We start from the raw sequence: 17,096 nt of genomic DNA, 5'->3' as shown, positions 1-17,096 counted from the left end.
AGTCGGTCGACCCGGAGGCAGGAGGTTCGTGCATGGTGTCACGGCCCGCTCCGGCGTCGGCCCTGCCACCCGGCGCCGAGCTGCCCGAGTACGGGGGATTCTGGCGTTCGGTGCTCGAAGACGTGCGGGACCCGGTGTTCGTCCAGGACCCGGCCGGAGCCGTACGCTGGGCCAACGCGGCCGCGCGCACGCTCGCCGCCGAAGGTCCGCCCGTGCTCGTCACCGTGACGGAGACCACCGGCCGCATCGATCTCGGCGAGGTCCGCCGCGCCGCGCACCTGCGCCCGCTGCCCGAGGGCTGGCGCGTGTGGACCGTGGTCGACGACAGCCCCCGTCGTCCCGAAGAGTTCCTCGCGGAAGCCGGTCCGAAACTCGCTGCGGCCCGCGGCCGCCACGGCACGGCGCGCGTGATCGCCGAGCTGGCCGCCTCCGCGCTGGGCGACTGCGTGTTCGTGTTGCTGCCCACCACCCGCGGCCGCTGGGAGTGGTGGAGCTGCGAGGACCACGGCGCGCCCGGCCACGGCCGCATCCGGCGGGTGGCGGCTCAGCACGCTCCGGCGGTGGCCGAGACGTTCGCGGCCGTCGGGCCGCCCGAGGTGCGCGTGGTGCCCGCCGCGGAGGTGGCCACGATGCCGCCGGCGGTGGCCGAGCGGTTCTCCGGCCACGCCGAGGTTTCGGCGGTGTCGCTGGGCGTCGACGAGGGCGGCGTCACCGGCGCGGTGCTGATCGGGCGGCGCACGGAACCGGCGTTCGGCGCCGGGCAGCCGCGCGCGATCGAGGCGTTCGCCACGGCCGCGGGCACGGCGCTGGCCAACGCGCAGCGCTACGCGCGTCAGGAAGAAGCCACGCGCGGCTTGGAGACCACGCTGAAGCCGACGCCGCCGGCGGAGGTCGACGGCGCCAACTTCGAGCTCTGGTACGAGCCGGCCGGCGGCGTTCTCGGCGTCGGCGGCGACTTCTACGATGTGCTCGCGCGTGAGGACGGCAGCGCGTTCGTGGTGGTCGGCGACATCTGCGGCAAGGGCGCCGAGGCGGCTGCGCTCACGGGCCGCGTGCGGCATTCGCTGGCCGCGCTGCAGCTCGTGGAACGCGACGGGCGCACGATGCTGCGCCTGCTGAACGAATTGCTCATCGCCGGCGGCTCCAACCGTTTCGCGACGCTCGTGCTCGGCTCGGTGGCGCCGACGGACTCGGGTCTCGACGTCACGCTCGCCTCGGGCGGCCACCCGGCGCCGCTCGTGCTGCGCCGCGACGGCGGGGTCGAGGAGGTGAGCGTGCCGGGCACGCTCGTCGGGATCTCGCCGCAGGCCCGCTTCGCCGAGGCGACGGTGCACCTCGACGAGGGTGACGTCTGCCTGCTCTACACCGACGGCGTCACGGAAGCCCGCAACCGCACGGAATCGGCCGAGCTGTTCGGCGACGAACGGTTCCACTCCGTGCTCGCAGACTGCGTCGGGCTGCCGGCGCACCAGGTCGTGGCGCGGCTGCGCGAGGCCGTGCGCGCGTGGCTGGGCAACTCCGGCCACGACGACATCGCCGTGCTCGCGATCGAAGCCGCGGCGCGCGCGGATTGAGCGGTCCGCCACGCGGGTAGCCGGGGTGGGTCACTAGGACCCGGACGGAGGAAACCCGATGGCGAACGCACTTCAGGGCCGCAAGGTGGCCATCCTGGCGGCCGACGGCGTCGAGCAGGTGGAGCTGGAACAGCCGCGCAAGGCGGTCACCGCCGAAGGCGCGACGGTGGACCTGGTCTCGCTGGCCGACGGCGAGATCCAGGCCATGAACGGCGACATCGACAAGGGCGCCACGTTCCCGGTCGACCGGCTCGTCGCCGACGTCTCCGCCGACGACTACGACGCCCTCCTGCTGCCCGGCGGCACGATGAACCCCGACAACCTGCGCCGCGACCCGGCGGCCGTGCGGTTCGCGGGCGATTTCGTGCGCGCGGGCAAACCCGTCGGCGTGATCTGCCACGGGCCGTGGACGCTCGTGGAGGCCGACGTGGTCCGCGGGCGCACGCTGACCTCGTTTCCCAGCGTGCGCACGGACATCCGCAACGCGGGCGGCACCGTGGTCGACGAAGAAGTCGTGGTGGACAAGGGTCTCGTGTCCAGCCGGAACCCCGACGACCTGCCGGCCTTCTGCGCGAAGGTGATCGAGGAGTTCGCCGAGGGACGCCACCCGGTCGGCTGAGGCTGGTCACCGACCCGCGCAAAGCAGTGGCGCTCTTCCCGTCGGCGGGGGACCCTGGTGGGGTCCACGCCGTGCGGCCCGGGAGGAGGTGACGCGATGACAGTGCATTCGAGGCGGTATGGCCGTTGGTGCCGGGACCACTTCAACGCGCCTGCTCCCGAGGGAGACAAGGCTGTGGAGGAGGTTCAGGCGCAGTCTGCCCAGCCCGAACCTCCGAAGCCGCCCGCGCCTCCGTCGCCGCGGAAGCCGAAGGGCTGAATTCCGGGCCGTCCGGGGGAAGGCGGGCAACCTCGGTGAGGGCCGCACGTCCTGCCGATCATGAAACCCACCCGGTGCGCCGCCGCCGTCGCGGCCGCACTCGCCGTGCTGGCCCTCGTCCCCGCCTCCGCCACTGCCGCTCCTGATGTTTCTGCTGTTCCTGCCGGCTTCGCGCCCGCGTCGACGAGTTGGACCGGGCCGGAGCACGGCTTCGTGCTCGGCTACACCGACTGCGGCGAACCGGGCTGGTGCCCGGTACTGCTCGAGACGACCGACGGCGGCGCGCACTGGCGGAGGCTGGGCGCGCCGCCGATGTCGTTGCCGGACAACCACAACCACGTCCGGCTCGTCGCCGCGAGCGCCCAGCACCTGTACGTCACCGACGGCTCCCGCATTCTCGCCACGCGCGACGGCGGCCGGCCTTGGTTCACGGTGCTCGTGGCCGGCGGCGGGCATCGTTATGTGTCCGCTCTGGCCGAGACGGGCGGCCGGATTTTCGCCGTGGTCACGAGCAATTCCTACGGCAACACCACGTCCGTGTACTCCGGCCTCGCGGGCGCGCCGGTGCTGGCGCCGCTGCCGGGGTTCGAGGTCACGGGTGGCATCACGTACGGCGATCTGGCCACCGACGGAGGGCTGCAGATCGCGCTGGGCGCCGACTACCGCACCGAGGAGTACTGGACTTCGCGTGACGGAGTGGTGTTCACGCCCGCTTCGCCGCCGTGCCCGTCGGGGACCACGGCGTCGCTGGGCGGGGTGCGGTCCGGGCAGGTGATCGCGTTGTGCAGCAGCAGCCCGGGCTCGCCGCAGCCGGGTTCGTCGGAGCGGCGGATGTGGCGCGCGCCGAGGCTGGGCGCCACGTTCAGCGGCACGGCCGACGCGCCGGCCGTGGGCATCACGCAGGGGTTCAGCGCCGCGACCGCCGACACCGCGACGGTCGCGGCCGAGGGTGGTGGCGACGGCTTCCTCCACCACACCACCGACGGCGGCCGTACGTGGACCACCACCGTGCTGTCCGATCGTGGTGTCGGGCTTTCGGATCTCGCCTTCGTCGGTGACGGCGTCGGCGTGGTCGTCGACGGCCTGCCGGACGCCGAAAGCGGCTCCGCTGTGTATCGGACGACCGACACCGGGAGGACGTGGGTAGAACTCTCGTTCTCCTGAGGGTTACTGCAGGTGGAGCAGGCTGTGGGGAGTGGGTTCACTGAGTGGACGCGGTGTCGTAGTCTGTGCACTGTCCGTGGCGTGAAGGGGGCAGCGGTGGTTTCGGGGACCTCGACGCGCTTCGACCACGACCGCCCCAGCCTGGCCCGCCTGTCCGACGCCCTCCTCGGCGGCTGCGACCACTACGAAGCCGACCGCGTGATGCTCCAGCGCCTGCTCGCCGTCGCCCCCGGCGCCCAGGACATGGCGCGCGAGCACCGCGCGTGGCTCGTGCGCGTGGTCCGCCACCTCGCCGCCGACCGCGGCATCGACCAGTTCCTCGACCTCGGCTCCGGCATGCCCACCGTGGAGAACACCCACGAGGTCGCCCAACGCCACAATCCCGACGCGCGCGTCGTGTACGTCGACAACGACCCTGTCGTCCAGGTCCACGGCCGCGCCGTCCTGGAGACCAACGACCGCACCCACGTCTCCGGCGCCGACCTCACCGACCCGGGCGCCACCCTCGGCGACCCCATCGTCTACCGCCACCTCGACTTCGATCGCCCGATGGCCCTGCTGCTCTGCTCGATCGTCCACCACATCGACAGCCTCGACCGCGCGCGGTTCATCGTGCACAGCTACGTCGACCAGCTGGCCCCCGGCTCGTACCTCCTGCTCACCCACCACCACCAACCCCCGGCCGACCCACCCCGGCAGGCCTTGGCGCACCTCATCGACTCGACCTTCGAGGGCACCGGGCTGGGCACAGTGCACCGGTCGCGGGAGGAGATCGAGTCGTTTTTCACCGGGTTGGAGCTGCTGGATCCGGGCCTGGGCATGCTGCACGAGTGGTGGCCCGACGGGCCGCGGATGACTCCGGTGGGGGATTTGAACCATCTGACGTTGGGTGGAGTGGCCCGGAAGCCGTGAGCCGGCGGTAGTGGACCACCGGCCAGACCCGGCCGCTGCTCTCCTTCGTGGGCGGGCCTTCGACGCGGCCGAACCCGGCATGCTCCGCCGCGCGCTGCGAAGCGACGTTGTCCGTGTGCGTCCAGAGGCGGATCTCGATGCCGGGCCACGTCGTGCTCACCCGCCGGCACAGCTCGGCGAGCGCGCGGCTCGCGACGCCGCGGCCTCGCGCGGAGGCTGAAACCCAGTAGCTGACCTCGGCGACGGCACCTTTGCGCTCCGCCGCGAGGTTGGCCAGCCGCTCGCCGGACTCGGCGGCGATGGCGACGAAACCGAGGGCGTTTTCGTTGCGGCGCAACGCTTTCAGCGCGCGCAGGAACTCTGGGGCCGTCAGTGTCGCCCGTTCCGTGGTGAAGCGCAGGGTGTCCGGATCCTGTACCTGCGCGACGTACCACGCCGCGTCGTCGGGCAGCCAGTCCCGCAGCTCGATCTCCATACCGCACCGTAGAACGAAAAACGGGCGGCCTCCCACCCAGGAAAGCCGCCCGTTTCACGTCAGCCGAAACCTCACGCCACGTCGAACGTGTCCGGGTCCGGGCCGGTGCGCAGGCCGCGGTCGAGGGCCGACAGCGCGGCCATCTCGGCGTCGGTGAGGGTGAAGCCGAAGACGTCGAAGTTCTCGGCCACGCGCGAGGGCGTGACGGACTTCGGGATGACCACGTTGCCCAGCTGCAGGTGCCAGCGCAGGACGACCTGGGCGGGCGTGCGGCCATGCGCGGAGGCCACCTCGACGACGGCCTGCTCGCCCAGGAGGTCCCCGCCCTTGGCCAGGGGACTCCAAGCTTCGGTGGCGATGCCGTGGTCGGCGTGGAAGGCGCGCAGTTCCTGCTGGACGAGGTACGGCGACAGCTCGATCTGGTTCACGGCCGGCACCACTGCGCCCTCGTCGAGTACGCGGCGCAGGTGCGAAGGCTGGAAGTTGGACACGCCGATGGCGCGCACGCGGCCGTCGGCGTAGAGCTTCTCCAGCGCCTTCCACGTGTCGAGGTACATGTCGCGCGCCGGTAGCGGCCAGTGGATCAGGTAGAGGTCGAGCTGCTCGAGCCCGAGCGCCGTCAAGCTGGAGTCGAACGCGCGCAGCGTCTGGTCGTAGCCCTGGTCGCTGTTCCACAGCTTGGTGGTGATGAACAGCTCGTCGGCCGCGACGCCCGACTCGGCGAGCGCCTCGCCGACGGCCGCTTCGTTGCCGTACGCCGTGGCGGTGTCGATGCTGCGGTAGCCGGCGTCGAGCGCGGTCTTGACCGCGGCCTTCGTCTCGGCGGGCGGCACCTGGAAGACGCCGAAGCCGAGCTGCGGCATTTCGACGCCGTTGTTCAACTTGGTGACAGGAACGCTGGTCAACGCAAAAACCCTTCTGTGCTAACGAAAACTCAGGGAATGATCGCCGACGCGACCCCGCCGTCGACGCGCAGCGCGCCCCCGGTGGTCGCGGCGGCCTGGTCGGAGGCGACGTAGGTGATGAGGTTCGCCACCTCCTCCGGGCGGATCAGGCGGCCCAGCAGGGAGGTCGGACGGTCCTGGGCCATGAACCGCCGCTCGGCCTCGGCGAAGTCGAGGTCCGGGTACAGGCTGCGCACGAACTCGCGCACGCCCTCGGTGAGCGTGGGTCCGGGCAGCACGCTGTTGACGGTGACGCCCGTGCCGGCCACCTCCTGCGCCATCCCGCGGGACAACGCCAGCTGGGCCGTCTTCGTCATACCGTAGTGGACCATCTCAGTCGGCGGCTGAACCGCCGATTCACTGCTGACGAAGATCACCCGCCCCCACCCGCGATTCACCATCCTGGGTGCGTAGTGCCGCGTCAGCCGGACGCCCGAGAGCACGTTGACCTGGTAGATCCGCAGCCACTCCTCGTCGCTGATCTCGAACACCGGGATCGGCGCGAAGACGCCCGCGTTGTTCACCAGCACGTCCACGTCCGGCAGCTGCTCGACCAGCGACGCCACGCCCTCCGCGGTGCCGACGTCGGCCGCGATCCCGCGCACGCCCAGGCGCTTCGCGGCCTCGGCCACGCGATCGGCGTTGCGGCCGTTCACCACCACGTCGGCCCCCGCGGCGGCCAGCGCGGCGGCAGCGGCCTCGCCGATGCCGGCGGTGGAGCCGGTGACCAGGGCGGTGCGCCCGCTCAGGTCGATGTTCATCGGGTGGATACCCCTTCCTGCGTTCGCGAGTACAGTGGCAACAGACGATTACGAGCGTCAGCAATACTTGCACACGCGGTTATTTGCACACGCTCGATAGTGCCCGAAGGGCGAACCACCCGCAACCGCGGGGGTCGGCGAGAAGAGGTGAACCGTGTCACTGGCTGACGACGCCGTGGAGGCCCGGGCGCAGGGCTGGCGCACTCTGGCCGCGTTGCACGCGCGCATCGAAGACCGGCTGCAGCGCGCGCTCGAGCGCGACCACGAGCTGTCGGTGAGCGAGTACACCGTGATCGACGTGCTCGCGCGCCAGGACGGCTTCCACCTTCGGATGAACCAGCTCGCCAACGCCGTGGTGCTGAGCCAGTCGGCCACCACCCGCTTGGTGACCCGGCTCGAGGACCGCGGGCTCCTGTCGCGCTACCTCTGCCCGACGGACCGGCGCGGCATCTACACCGAGGTGACCGTCGCGGGCCGCGAGCTGCTCGACGAGGCCCGCCCGACGCACGACGCCACGCTGTCGGCCGCGCTCGCCGAGGCCGAGGAGCTGCCGGAGCTGGCGCCACTCGTCGGCGCGCTGGGTTCGCTCGCCTTCGCGAAACGGTAACTCACCGTCACCATTCGGCTAGGGCCGTCCGAGGACCTTCGGCCCTAGGCGGGCGCCGTTCCCGGCGTGACGCTGGACCGGGAAACTTCCCGGAAGCCGGGTGGCGAAATGACGGAAAACGCTCGTATCGCGGAAGAATCTCCCGCCGGAATCCTCCAACGACTCGGCCGCTGGTGCGCCGGGCACCCGTGGCCGGTGATCGTGATCTGGGTCCTGGTGCTGGCCGGCGCGACGGTGGCCAACAACCTCGTGGGCGGCACGTACAGTGACGACTTCAGCCTGCCCGACGCCGAATCCGGCCGCGGCAGCACCGTGCTCGCCGAGCACGGCGTCGTCGGTGGTTCGAACAGCGCGCGCCTGGTCTTCACCACTGACTCCGGCACGCTGAGCAGCCAGAGCGCGGCCATCGAGCAGGCCGCGACGGCGGTCCGCGCCGTGCCCCACGTCGTGTCGCTGTCCGATCCGCTCGCACCGGACACCACCGCGCCCGACGGCCGCGTCGCCTTCGCCAACATCCAGTTCGACGACAAGCCCGCCGCGCTCGGCACCGACCTCGTCGACGGCATCGACAAGGCCACCGATCCCGTCCGCGCGACCGGTGTCCAGGTCGACTACAGCGGCGCGCTCGGCAAGGCGGCCGAGCCCGGCGCCGGCGACCTGCGCTCGGAGTCCGTGGGCATCATCGTCGCGATCCTGGTGCTGCTGCTGGCTTTCGGCAGCGTGATCGCCGCCGGCCTGCCGATCGTCACGTCGGTGATCGGCGTCGCGACCGGCCTCGGTTTCCTCGGCTTGCTGGCGGCCGCGATCAGCTTCGCCACGGCCTCGCCCACGCTCGCGATCATGATCGGCCTCGGCGTCGGCATCGACTACGCCCTCTTCCTCACCACGCGCTTCCGCCAGCACCTGCTCGACGGCGCCGATCCGGTCACGGCCGCCGGCCGCACCGTCGCCACCAGCGGCCGTTCGGTGCTCATCGCGGCGACGACGGTGGTCATCGCGTTGATGGGCCTGTTCACCGTCGGCGTCGCGTTCATCGGGAAGCTCGGCCTGGCCGCCGCGATCACGGTGGTCGTGGCCGGGATCGCGGCGACGACGCTCGTGCCCGCGCTGCTCGGCCTGTCCGGGCGGCGGATCGACCGCTGGCACGTGCGCAAGCCCGTGGCCGAGCAGTCGGCCGACGGCAAGGAAAGCGCCTGGCACCGCTACGCCGTGCGCATCGACCGCCACCCCTGGCGCTACCTCGGCGGCGGCGTGCTCGTGGCCGCGGTGCTCGCCATCCCCGCGTTCTCCATGGAGCTGGGCCACATCGACGAAGGCGCCGACCCGGCCGGCACCACCACGCGTCAGGCCTACGACGCCATCAGCAGCGGCTTCGGCCCGGGCGCCAACGGTCAGTTCACCGTCGTCGTGGAATCGTCCGACGCGGCCTTGGGCTCGGCCGTCCAGCAGGCCCTGGCGAAAACCCCCGGCGTCGCCTCGGCCACCCCGATGTCGCCCAGCCCGGACGGCGCGCTGATGCTGTCCACCGTCACGCCGACGACCGGCCCGCAGGACGCCGCCACCGACGAGCTCCTCGGCACGCTGCGCACCCAGACCCTGCCCCCGGTTCTCGCCGGCGCGACCAGCTACGTCACCGGCATGACCGCCGGCCAGCTCGACTTCCGCGACATCGTCGCCGCCCGCCTGCCCACGATCATCGGCGTGGTGGTGGCGGCTGCGTTCGTGTTGCTGCTGCTGTCTTTCCGCAGCCCGGTGCTGGCGTTGAAGGCCGCGTTGCTGAACTTGCTGTCGATCGCCGCTTCGTACGGCGTGATCGTCGCGGTGTTCCAGTGGGGCTGGGGCGGGGCGCTGTTGGGGGTGCACGAGACGGTGCCGATCGAGTCGTACGTGCCGATGATCATGTTCGCCATCGTGTTCGGGTTGTCGATGGATTACGAGGTGTTCCTGCTCTCACGGGTGCACGAGGCTTGGCTGCGTACGAAGGACAATCATGCGAGTGTGGCTGATGGTCTCGCGGTGACCGCTCGGGTGATCTCTTCGGCCGCGGTGATCATGGTGTGCGTGTTCTTCGCGTTCCTGGCTTCGCCGAGTGTGGTGATCAAGATCTTGGCCCTGGGCCTTGGCGTGAGTGTGCTGATCGACGCGACGATCATCCGGCTGATCATCGTGCCGGCGGCGATGTTCTTGCTGGGGAAGCACAGTTGGTGGCTGCCGCCTTGGCTGGACCGGCTGTTGCCGCATATCGAACCCGAACCTGAGGGGGTGCCGAAGCCGGTGACTCCTGCACCGGAGTCGGCACCGTCCACTTAAGCCGGTTTGGCGACGCTGCTGAACCAGTAGACGGCGTTCTGGCTCCGGACCTGCCCGTCCGGGGCCCGAACGGCGGAGAAATCGGCGGTGTAGGTGGTGCCGTCCGCTCGGGTGCCACGGATGTGCCGTACCTCGGCTCCCTGCACGGTGCCTTTGTCCGGCTGGCCGATCGCATCTTCCACCGCAGGCGGTGTGGCGGAGGGCGCCGCTTGTGCGAGACAGCCGCCCGATCGAGCACCTTCTGGCAGGCGCCTGCATCCTGCGCGACGGTCTGGCACAAGCCCACGTAGTCGTGGGCCCGGGCGAAGCCGGTTGCCTGGTTGAGCAGGGCTTCCGCATCCGCCCGGGTCGGGATGGACACGACCGGTGTGTCGGTGACCTGCCGGCCGAGCCACACGGTCGGAGTGCAGGAGATGACCAGGAGGCCGGCGCACAGCGTCAGTTCTGCGCCGCCGAGCCACAGCACGGTTCGGCGCTGACGACTGGCCACGGCTGACCCCCTGGCTCGCTCACCCCTTACCCGCCCGGCGGATGCTCGGACGGCTGAATTTTACCCGATGGGTCGACCACCGGCTTGCCGCTGAACCGTCCACTTAGGTCTCCTACGGCCTCAGCCGATGCAGGTCGCGCGGGAACAGCGTCGTACCGCGGATGTTGGGCACCTTCAGCACCCGTGCGACCCAGCGTTCGAGGCCGATCGCGAAGCCGCCGTGGGGCGGCATGCCGTGGGCGAACGTCGCGAGGTAGTCGCGGTACTGGTCGGCGTCGGGGCCGAGGACCGCGAGGTAGTCGGCGTACTGGTGCAGCCGCTGGCCGCCCGTGACGAGTTCCAGGCCGCGGAAGAGGAGGTCGAAACTGTTGGACAGGCCCGGATGCGCTGGGTCGGGGTGGGTGTAGAAGGGGCGTTTGGCCATGGGGTAGCCGGTGACGAACAGGAATTCCGAGCCGTGGTTGGCCAGGGCCCATTCGCCGAGACGGCGTTCGTCGTCGGGGGAGAGGTCGGGTTCGGTGCTGTGCAAGATCTGCTGCGCCGCGGGGTAGGAGATGGCCGGGATTTCCAGGGGTACTTCAGGAGCCTCGGCACCCACAGCTGCGGCCATTTCCGCGATGACGTCCCGCAGCACGGCCATCACGTCGCGGTGGTCGGCGATGAACCCGAGCTCCGCGTCCAGGCTCGTGTACTGCGCGAGGTGACGCGCGGTGTCGTGGGGCTCAGCGCGGAAAACCGGGCCGACTTCGTAGACGCGCTCGAAGACACCGACCAGCGCCTGCTTGAAGAACTGCGGTGACTGCGCGAGGTAGGCGGGCTTCCCGAAATAGTCGAGCTGGAAGACGTTGGCACCGGACTCCGTACTGGTGGCCACGATCTTGGGCGTGTGAACCTCGGTGAAGCCGCGGCTGTCGAGAGCGCGCCGGAACGCCGCGACGCTGCGAGCCGCGATCTCGTGCCGCCGCTTCAGCTCGGGATGCCTGAGCGCGACGGCCGCGTTGTCGAGGACCGTCGGCAGCGCTGCCGGGATCGTGGGCCGGTAGAGGTCGAATGGCGGCTGTTTCTCAGGTTTGGCAAGGACTTTGATGGTCGCTTCCACGATCTCGATCCCGCCGGGTGCCTGTTTGTTGGCGACGACTCGCCCGGTCACCTCGACGACGGTTTCTTCGTTCAGCTGGGGGATTTCGGTGCGGTCGGCGGACTTGTCCACACCCGACCCCGAGTTGTGGACAACTCAGCCCTATTTCGGCTTGGTCCCCGTTTTTGTCGGGGGTGGGCGATAAAATGGACTCGGGGACGCCCCCCTGGGAGGGCGGGGGCGTGTTCGGGCCGGGGCGAGGTGGCGCACTGAACACCACTTGTGCCAACCCCGTACGGTCCCGGATCACCAGGAACGTCACGGATTTCAGGGTGCGCCGGCGGTGGAGCCAGCCGGCGATGGTCGTGGTGGTGCCGGTGTGCGTGGGCAGGTCGGCGACCAGGGTGCGAGGGAACATTCACTCTCCTCGAGCGAACTCGGCGACCCCTTGGGGGTGCGGGCGAGAAGGGAACTCGCGGTACCACCGCACCTTCGCCGCCGGGACATGGCGGCCTCGAAAACTGAGCCCGGTGTCGGGGGCCGGCCGGCGGGGCATTGCCTCCCCGCTGCTCGGGAGTGTCTTCGCGGCGGGGGCGCGGCGCCGCCTCTCAGCTGTGGCGGCTCTCTGTGGGCGCGGGACCCCGCGCTACTCGGTTCCGTCAGCGCGTTGCGTGGAAGTCTAGGCACAGGCGCCACCGAACGTCGCGTGAATTAACCCGGCAGCCGTGCAGGACTTTCGACTTGCCGCGCCGAACGGTGACAAACAGCCGTTTCCAACGAATTCCTCTGCGGCCACCCCGCCGCGTTCACCCGGGTGGCCCAGCAGTCCACGCAACCCCGTCGGGCCGGCTCATCCGAGTAGCTGAAGCCGAACGGGTGAGTGGTTCGGGCAGCGATTCATCCCAATCCGTGCTCCATCCGAAGGACCGCCCACGACGCCCCGAAGCACAGTTTCCCCAGGTCACTCCGGCATTTCGGGGCTTTTGCCGGGATCGTTACCATCCCTCAATCGTTGACCCCTTCGTTCGCCCTGACCTAATTTGTTGCCCCACCAGACGAACTTGGCGGTGTCAGCGTGGACTCCTCCCTGCCTCTGAGACCCGTCGGCCCACCGCGGCCGGCGGATCAGGCCTCGGTGCGGCGCAGCAACCTCGCGCTCGTGCTGCGGCACCTGCGTGACGCCGGGCCGCGGTCGCGGGCGGGCATCGCGGCGGAGACGGGGCTGAACAAGGCCACGGTGTCGAGCCTCGTCGCGGAGCTGGTCGAGCGCGGGCTGGCGCGGGAGGGCGAGCGGGAACGCGCGGGGGCGGTCGGGCGGCCGGGCACGATCGTGGAGCTCGACGGGCGCGGGGTGGGCGGCGTCGGCGTCGAGGTGAACGTCGATTACCTCACCGCGCTGGCCCTGGATCTCACCGGCACCGTCCTCTTCGAACAGCGCGTGGCGCTCGATGTGCAAGCGCTTCCTCCGGCCAAGGTCCTCGACGCGACGGCCGAGCTGGCCGCGAGAGCGCTCAGGGAATGCCGCCGGCTCAAGGTGGCGCCGGTCGGGCTGACGCTGGCGATACCGGCCCTCGTCGACGTGGAAGCCGGCACCGTGGCGTTCGCGCCCAACCTGCACTGGACCGACGTCCCCGTGGTCACCGGCCTGACCGAACGGCTCACCCACCGCCTCGGCCGCCTGGGGTTCCCCGTCCGCATGGCCAACGACGCCAACCTCGGCGCGCTCGGCGAGCACGCGATGGGCAGCGTCGCCGGCACCGCGGACCTCGTGTACCTCACCGGCGAGATCGGCGTCGGCGGCGGCGTGATCTCCGGCGGCCGGCTCCTCGGTGGGGCGGAAGGGTTCTCCGGCGAGATCGGCCACATCCAGCTCGATCCGAACGGCCGGCGCTGCGGCTGTGGCAGACGCGGCTGCTGGGAGACGATCGTGGGCCTCGCCGGGATGCTGCGGCTCGCGGCCGAGCCCAGCGACCCGGTGCACGACCCGTCGCTCGACCTCGAACAGCGCCTCGACATGGTGCGCCGCCGCGCGGAGCTGAAAGACCGCCGCACGCTCGACGCGCTGGCCCAGGTGGGCACCGGGCTCGGTGTCGGTGCGGCCGTGCTCGTGAACGTGTTCAACCCGCGCGTGGTGCTGCTCGGCGGCTACTTCGCGCAGCTCGGCCCGTACCTGCTCGGCCCGATGATGGCCGAGCTCAAGGCCCGGGTGGTCGCGCCCGACATCGGTGGCTGCCGCGTGGAGCTGTCGTGGCTGGGCTTCTCGGCCGCCTCGCGCGGCGGGGCCCACGTGGCGCTGGAAGCCGTGTTCGACGACCCCGCGCGGGTTGTAGACGGAGCAGGGGAGAGGGACAGCGGATGACGCTTCTCGAAATGACGGGGATCGGCAAGGGTTTCCCCGGCGTGCGCGCGCTCGACGACGTCGAGCTGAGCGTGGCCGAAGGGGAAGTGCACTGCCTGCTGGGCCAGAACGGCGCCGGCAAGTCCACGTTGATCAAGGTGCTCGCCGGCGCGCACCGGCCCGACGCGGGGGAGATCCGCGTCGGCGGCGAGCCCGTGGAGCTGCCCAACCCGACCGCCGCCATCAAGTGCGGCATCGCCACGCTGTACCAGGAGCTCGACCTCGTCGACGGGCTTTCCGTGGCGGAGAACATCTTCCTCGGCCACGAGCAGGCCAGCGCGGGCTGGGTGCGCCGCGCGACGATGCGCGCCGAGGCGCGAAAACTCCTGGACCGGCTGGGGCACCGGGAGATCCGGGTCGAACGCGAGGTCGGCTCGCTCTCGGCCGCGGGCAAGCAGATCGTGAGCCTCGCCCGCGCGCTCTCGCTCGACGCGCGGCTGATCGTGCTCGACGAACCCTCGGCCGTCCTCGCCAGCGACGAGGTCGCGAACCTCTTCCGCGTGATCCGCGGCCTCACCGAACGCGGTGTCGCCGTCGTCTACATCTCCCACCGCCTCGAAGAGATCCGCGAGGTCGGCGACCGGGTCACGGTCCTGAAAGACGGCCACACCGTCGCCACCGGACTCCCGGCCCGCACCACGCCGACCACCGAGCTGGTCGCGCTGATGACCGGCCGCCGCGTCGAGTACCTCTTCCCGCCCCGGCCCGCGGAAGACGCGTTCGACGACCGTCCGGTGCTGCTGGAGGTCGAGGGCCTTACCGTGGCCGGCTCGTTCGAAGACGTGTCGTTCACGGTGCGGGAAGGCGAGATCGTCGGTCTCGCGGGACTCGTCGGGTCGGGCCGCTCCGAAGTCCTCGAAACCGTCTACGGGGCAAGGAAAACCACCGTCGGCCACGTGAAGCTCGCCGGAAAACCACTGCGGGACGGCGTGACGTCGGCCGTCCGCGCAGGCCTCGGTTTGGCGCCGGAGGAACGCAAGAGCCAGGCCCTGCTGCTGCAGGAGTCCGTGGCCCGTAACGTTTCCCTCGCCTCGCTGCGGCGTTACGCGCGGTTCGGCTGGTTCAACTCCCGCGCCGAGACAACCGCCGTCCGCCGCCACACCGAGGCCCTCGATCTGCGCCCGCCCGACATTCGCAGGCCCGCGGGGAAGCTCTCGGGCGGCAATCAGCAGAAGGCCGTGCTCGCGCGCTGGCTGCTCAAGGGCTGCCGCGTGCTGCTGCTCGACGAGCCGACCCGCGGGGTCGACGTCGGCGCGCGGGCCGAGCTGTACCGCGTGATCCGCGAACTGGCCGATTCCGGCGTCGCGATCGTGCTGGTTTCCAGCGAGCTGCCGGAGGTGCTCGGCCTGGCCGACCGGGTGCTGGTGCTGCGCGAAGGCCGCGTGCTCACCGAGGCGCGGGGGCGCGACCTCGACGAATCGGCCGTGCTGGATCTCATCCTCGAAGAGCAGGAGCGTGCGGAATGAACGCTGAGCAGGCGGTGGCAACCGAACGTGCGCGCGGGTTCTCGGTGCGGCTGCGGGAGGCGCGCAACCTCGGCCTGGTCGGCGTGCTGGCCGTGCTGGTGCTGATCGGCGCGCTGACCCAACCGGGACAGTTCCTCACCACGGGCACGCTCGTGCTGGTACTGGTGCAGGCTTCGGTGATCGGCGTGATCACCGTGGGCATGACGTTCGTGATCATCGGCGGCGGCATCGACCTGTCCGTCGGCGCGGTGGTCGCCCTCGCGACGGTGTGGGCGACCACGCGCTCGACCCAGCAGTTCGGCATCACCGGGATCGTGTTCACCGCCGTGGCCGTCGGCGTCGGCTGCGGCCTGGTCAGCGGGCTGCTCATCGCGTACGGCCGGCTGGTCGCGTTCATCGGCACGCTGGCGATGCTCGCGTCGGCCCGCGGCCTGGCGATCCAGCTCTCGCAAGGTCGCACGCAGACCGTGACGTCGAGCAACCAGGCGCTCGTCGACCTCGGCTACCAGGACAGCTACGTGCTCGGCATCCCGCCGCTGGTACTGATCTTCGCGGCCGTCGCGATCATCGGCTGGCTCGTGCTCAACCGCACCACCTTCGGCCGCCGCACCTACGCGATCGGCGGCAACCTGGAGGCCGCGCGGCTCGCGGGCATCAACGTGAAGCTGCACACCTGCCTGCTGTACGTCCTTTCCGGACTGTGCTGCGGCATCGCCAGCGTCATGCTGATCATCCTCACCTCCAGTGGCACGTCGGGCAACGGCAACCTCTACGAGCTCGACGCCATCGCCGCGGTGATCATCGGCGGCACCCTGCTCTCCGGCGGACGCGGCACGCTCGTCGGCTCCGTGCTCGGGGTGCTCGTCTTCACGGTCATCAGCGTGCTGTTCACCCTCAACAACCTGCCCACGGCCGTGCAGCAGCTGGCCAAGGGCGTGATCATCGTGCTCGCCGTGCTCGTGCAGCGGCGGGCTTCGCTCTACTCGAGTGAGAGGACCACCCGATGAACACCGACATCCGCCGCCGCGCGTTCCTGACCGGAGCGACCCTCGCGGGCGTGGGCGCGCTCGCAGCGTGCACGAGCAACGAGGAACCACCGCCCGCCGCCGCGACCGCACCCCAAGGCGCCCAGGACGCGCCGGGCAAGAGAGTCACGGTCGGGTTCGCCGGGCCGCAGGCCGACCACGGCTGGCTCAACGCGATCACCGTCAACGCGCGGGCCGAAGCGCAGCGCCATCCCGACGTGGAGCTCGTCGTCGCCGAGGGGTCGAACGACGCCGCCACGCAGTCGGCGCAGATCGACGCGCTGATCAACCGCAAGGTCGACGTGCTCGTGGTGCTGCCGGCCGACGGCAAGCAGCTCACGCCGGCCGGGCGCAAGGCGATGAACGCGGGCATCCCCGTGATCAACCTCGACCGGATCTTCGACTCGCCGCAGGCCTACCGCACGTGGGTGGGGGGCGACAACTACCGCATGGGCGTGAACGCGGGCAACTACATCGGCCAGCGGCTCAACGGGCAGGGCACCGTGCTCGAGCTCGCCGGCATCGACACGCTCGAGCTCACCCGCCAGCGCACGCAGGGCTTCGACGACGCGCTGGCCAACTACCCGGGCATCCGCAAGGTCGGCCGTGCCGCCGCCGAGTTCACCGTGCCGACCGGGCAGGCGCGCATGGCCGAGCTGCTGCAGGCGCACCCGCAGTTCAACGCGATCTGGAACCACGACGACGACCAGGGCGTGGGCGCGCTGCAGGCCGTGCGCCAGGCCGGGCGGTCGGACTTCCTGATGGTCGGCGGCGCCGGGTCGAAGGCCGCGATGGAGGCGATCAAGAGCGACAACTCGGTGCTCAAGGCCACTGTGCTCTATCCGCCGACGATGGCGGCGTCCGCCGTGCGCCTCGCCCGGCTGCTCGGGCAGGCGAAGGGCGTGTCGGACCTGGCGGAGCAGGAGATCCCCGCTTCGGTGACCACGTTCTCGGCGGTGGTGACCAAGGAGAACGTGGACAAGTACCTGCCGGTTTCCTTCGAGTGAAAGGGTTT

General features: G+C 70.8%; 15 protein-coding genes and 1 pseudogene. 10 read left to right on the top strand and 6 right to left on the bottom strand.

Going from position 1 to position 17,096, the window contains the following annotated elements:
• Positions 1–32: 32 nt before the first annotated feature.
• The 4 genes from AB0M56_RS10410 (at position 33) to AB0M56_RS10395 (ending at position 4,527) form a co-directional block, all read left to right on the top strand.
• A complete protein-coding gene (locus tag AB0M56_RS10410) occupies positions 33–1,574 on the top strand; it encodes a PP2C family protein-serine/threonine phosphatase (RefSeq protein WP_364173282.1) in 1,542 nt (513 codons plus the stop codon).
• A gap of 58 nt (positions 1,575–1,632) precedes the next feature.
• The gene (locus AB0M56_RS10405; protein WP_364173279.1) at positions 1,633–2,193 is read left to right on the top strand and encodes a type 1 glutamine amidotransferase domain-containing protein; all 561 of its coding nucleotides are present in this window, start codon (positions 1,633–1,635) and stop codon (positions 2,191–2,193) included.
• 318 nt (positions 2,194–2,511) lie between these two features.
• Complete coding sequence (locus AB0M56_RS10400) at positions 2,512–3,615, top strand: hypothetical protein (RefSeq protein WP_364173276.1); 1,104 nt, start codon at positions 2,512–2,514, stop codon at positions 3,613–3,615.
• Positions 3,616–3,696: 81 nt separating this feature from the next.
• The gene (locus AB0M56_RS10395; RefSeq protein ID WP_364173273.1) at positions 3,697–4,527 is read left to right on the top strand and encodes an SAM-dependent methyltransferase; all 831 of its coding nucleotides are present in this window, start codon (positions 3,697–3,699) and stop codon (positions 4,525–4,527) included.
• 82 nt (positions 4,528–4,609) lie between these two features.
• Here the strand turns inward: AB0M56_RS10395 and AB0M56_RS10390 are convergent.
• From AB0M56_RS10390 to AB0M56_RS10380, 3 genes and pseudogenes are all read right to left on the bottom strand, one after another.
• Positions 4,610–5,002 (bottom strand): annotated as a pseudogene (locus tag AB0M56_RS10390) (GNAT family N-acetyltransferase); the annotation flags it as partial.
• Between the two features lie 71 nt (positions 5,003–5,073).
• Positions 5,074–5,907, bottom strand: coding sequence for an aldo/keto reductase (locus AB0M56_RS10385; protein ID WP_364173270.1), 834 nt, complete (start codon positions 5,905–5,907; stop codon positions 5,074–5,076).
• Positions 5,908–5,936: 29 nt separating this feature from the next.
• Positions 5,937–6,707, bottom strand: coding sequence for an SDR family oxidoreductase (locus AB0M56_RS10380; RefSeq protein ID WP_364173267.1), 771 nt, complete (start codon positions 6,705–6,707; stop codon positions 5,937–5,939).
• A 154-nt stretch (positions 6,708–6,861) separates the two neighbouring features.
• Between AB0M56_RS10380 and AB0M56_RS10375 the strand changes: the two genes are divergently transcribed.
• Positions 6,862–7,314 carry a MarR family transcriptional regulator gene (locus AB0M56_RS10375; RefSeq protein ID WP_364173264.1) on the top strand — a complete coding sequence of 151 codons (453 nt, stop codon included), beginning with the start codon at positions 6,862–6,864 and terminating at the stop codon, positions 7,312–7,314.
• Positions 7,315–7,422: 108 nt separating this feature from the next.
• Positions 7,423–9,624 (top strand): MMPL family transporter, encoded by a 2,202-nt coding sequence (locus AB0M56_RS10370; RefSeq protein ID WP_364173261.1) that lies wholly within the window; start codon positions 7,423–7,425, stop codon positions 9,622–9,624.
• Here AB0M56_RS10370 and AB0M56_RS10365 read toward each other — a convergent pair.
• From AB0M56_RS10365 to AB0M56_RS10355, 3 genes are all read right to left on the bottom strand, one after another.
• Positions 9,621–9,806: a hypothetical protein gene (locus AB0M56_RS10365; protein WP_364173259.1), complete on the bottom strand. Its 186-nt coding sequence runs from the start codon at positions 9,804–9,806 to the stop codon at positions 9,621–9,623. The genes AB0M56_RS10370 and AB0M56_RS10365 overlap by 4 nt on opposite strands.
• A gap of 420 nt (positions 9,807–10,226) precedes the next feature.
• Positions 10,227–11,297 (bottom strand): aspartate--tRNA(Asn) ligase, encoded by a 1,071-nt coding sequence (gene aspS / locus AB0M56_RS10360; protein ID WP_364173508.1) that lies wholly within the window; start codon positions 11,295–11,297, stop codon positions 10,227–10,229.
• The gene (locus AB0M56_RS10355) at positions 11,179–11,610 is read right to left on the bottom strand and encodes an OB-fold nucleic acid binding domain-containing protein (protein WP_364173256.1); all 432 of its coding nucleotides are present in this window, start codon (positions 11,608–11,610) and stop codon (positions 11,179–11,181) included. The genes aspS and AB0M56_RS10355 overlap by 119 nt, the downstream gene beginning before the upstream one ends.
• 717 nt (positions 11,611–12,327) lie before the next feature.
• Between AB0M56_RS10355 and AB0M56_RS10350 the strand changes: the two genes are divergently transcribed.
• The 4 genes from AB0M56_RS10350 to AB0M56_RS10335 are packed head-to-tail and all read left to right on the top strand — an operon-like array spanning position 12,328 to position 17,088.
• On the top strand, positions 12,328–13,551 hold the full coding sequence (locus tag AB0M56_RS10350) for an ROK family transcriptional regulator (protein WP_364173253.1): 1,224 nt from the start codon (positions 12,328–12,330) through the stop codon (positions 13,549–13,551).
• Positions 13,548–15,056, top strand: coding sequence for a sugar ABC transporter ATP-binding protein (locus tag AB0M56_RS10345; protein WP_364173250.1), 1,509 nt, complete (start codon positions 13,548–13,550; stop codon positions 15,054–15,056). Before AB0M56_RS10350 ends, AB0M56_RS10345 begins: the two co-directional genes overlap by 4 nt.
• On the top strand, positions 15,053–16,063 hold the full coding sequence (locus AB0M56_RS10340) for an ABC transporter permease (protein ID WP_354873798.1): 1,011 nt from the start codon (positions 15,053–15,055) through the stop codon (positions 16,061–16,063). Before AB0M56_RS10345 ends, AB0M56_RS10340 begins: the two co-directional genes overlap by 4 nt.
• Positions 16,060–17,088, top strand: coding sequence for a substrate-binding domain-containing protein (locus tag AB0M56_RS10335; protein WP_364173247.1), 1,029 nt, complete (start codon positions 16,060–16,062; stop codon positions 17,086–17,088). The genes AB0M56_RS10340 and AB0M56_RS10335 overlap by 4 nt, the downstream gene beginning before the upstream one ends.
• The last annotated feature ends 8 nt before the right edge of the window (positions 17,089–17,096 follow it).

The sequence above is a fragment of the Amycolatopsis sp. NPDC051372 genome (assembly GCF_040682095.1).
Lineage (GTDB): Bacteria > Actinomycetota > Actinomycetes > Mycobacteriales > Pseudonocardiaceae > Amycolatopsis.
The sequence above is the reverse complement of the archived record's forward strand: the minus strand, read 5'-3'. Positions and strand labels throughout refer to the sequence as shown.